Origin of the sequence: Thiohalorhabdus sp. Cl-TMA, assembly GCF_041821045.1 — a bacterium.
In the GTDB taxonomy this organism is placed as follows: Bacteria; Pseudomonadota; Gammaproteobacteria; order Thiohalorhabdales; family Thiohalorhabdaceae; genus Thiohalorhabdus; species Thiohalorhabdus methylotropha.
The window spans coordinates 1-1,561 of sequence record NZ_JBGUAW010000034.1 but is presented as its reverse complement, the minus strand read 5'-3'; the positions used below and the strand labels follow the sequence as shown (position 1 = coordinate 1,561).

General features: G+C 52.2%; 3 protein-coding genes. All 3 read right to left on the bottom strand.

The genetic code is table 11. The features are described from left to right. Positions 1 to 467: hypothetical protein (locus ACERLL_RS17735; protein ID WP_373657427.1), on the bottom strand; the 467-nt coding region annotated here is incomplete at its 3' end. Positions 468 to 563: 96 nt separating this feature from the next. Then, positions 564 to 1,106: a hypothetical protein gene (locus ACERLL_RS17730; RefSeq protein ID WP_373657426.1), complete on the bottom strand. Its 543-nt coding sequence runs from the start codon at positions 1,104 to 1,106 to the stop codon at positions 564 to 566. Positions 1,107 to 1,162: 56 nt separating this feature from the next. After that, positions 1,163 to 1,561 (bottom strand): ATP-binding cassette domain-containing protein (locus ACERLL_RS17725; protein WP_373657425.1); only part of this gene is annotated, 399 nt, incomplete at its 5' end.

The following is a 1,561-nucleotide window of genomic DNA, read 5'->3' as shown; positions in this document are numbered from 1 at the left end:
ACCGAAGCCTGAGGAGCCCCCAAAGCCCGTTTACTTCTCAAGGCCTGCTGACTGTCCAACGGAATGGGTCCACCCCAAGCCACCGTGCCTACGGCCGCGACGGTGGCAACTGCGGGGAAGCCAACCGTCGCAGCCGCTCCCACTCCCAGCCCGGTCATTATTCCGGTCACATCGGAGGCGGTGGCGTAAAACGTACTTTGGCTTATTGTGCCGCCTTCACCATACTCTGCGCGCAAATTCTCCGCATTAAGGGCCAAACTGCCTGCCGTAGCGAAGGTTCCCAAAACTGGAGCCTTTTTGCCCACCATTTCCGCCATCCCGGCGTAAGTATCAGCCGCCCCGATGGCGGCCCCTACGGCATCCTCCTCCGAAATGCTGTCGGCGAGGGGCACCGTACCCGTGGGGGCGCTGTACCATTTCGTAACCCGATTAACCAGCTCAACGGTCTCCTTGCTCACCTCGGCCATCCCATACCCCTTTATTTAGCATCCATACGGGAGAAACTCACCAGACCAAAAAAACAACGAAACCCTCAGCAAAGACCCGGAATTTTTTATAAATGGCTACTTAAAAGCGTAATATTTTTTTGATTTTCTTCTTTTTGCATCCTTTACTATCATGTAAAAAGCCAAAGCAAATATAATTGGCATAGCCCATAGCCACCAAGTTTTCGTACTTTTGTTATCCTCCTTTACCATTTCTCTGTTAACATACTCCTTACCAGAAACCTCCATATACACCACTTTTTTTTGGGTCAAACCCGGAAAAATTGGCTGTTTGTACCACCATATTCTTCCTGGTTTTCCCGAAATTTTTTGGTATTTTTTCCTAGGAATGCAATCATGATAAGAAAAACCAAATTCTCTACAAGTAAAGTAATCCGTACCACTTTCCGTTTTTAGGCCAGGCTTACGCCCTTTCCTGGAAACGCTTTTGTAAGTCACTTCTCCCGAATCAACGTTTAATTCATTTTTATAAGGAACTTCTTGCATTATTGGATAAAAAACCGTAAAAGCCATCATAAAGCCGAATATAATAGAAATCACATAATGGGCTATGGTTGATTTGCTCAGGCCCGCAAACATATTTTTTATTTGCTTCCGCACTTAACCCTTCCCCCTCATTTTTTCTCAAGAGCCCCTCAATTTGGCTGAATTTCTCATCAACTGCTCTGGAAGGGCGCGTTTCCCATCGCCTGCCGAGGGGCCCCCACCCGAGGTGTTTGCCCTTGCTCGTCTCGATTCCCGGCCCCTTCCGTTTTCTTGCCTAGCCGGACCACCCGATCCACCCCCAGCCCCTTCGGCACCACGTGCGTGATGAACAGGATGGTCACCTTGCCCTTGAGGTCGTTGACCGTCCGTGCGATCTGCTCGGCGGTCTCGGCGTCGAGGTGGCTGGTGGCCTCGTCGAAGATCAGGATGCGCGGCTGCTTGAGCAGGGCCCGGGCGATGGCCAGGCGCTGACGCTGGCCGCCGGACAGGCCCGTGCCGTGCTCGCCGAGCTCGGTCTGGTAGCCCTCGGAGAGCGTCTCGATGGTGTCGTGGATGCCGGCCATGCGGGC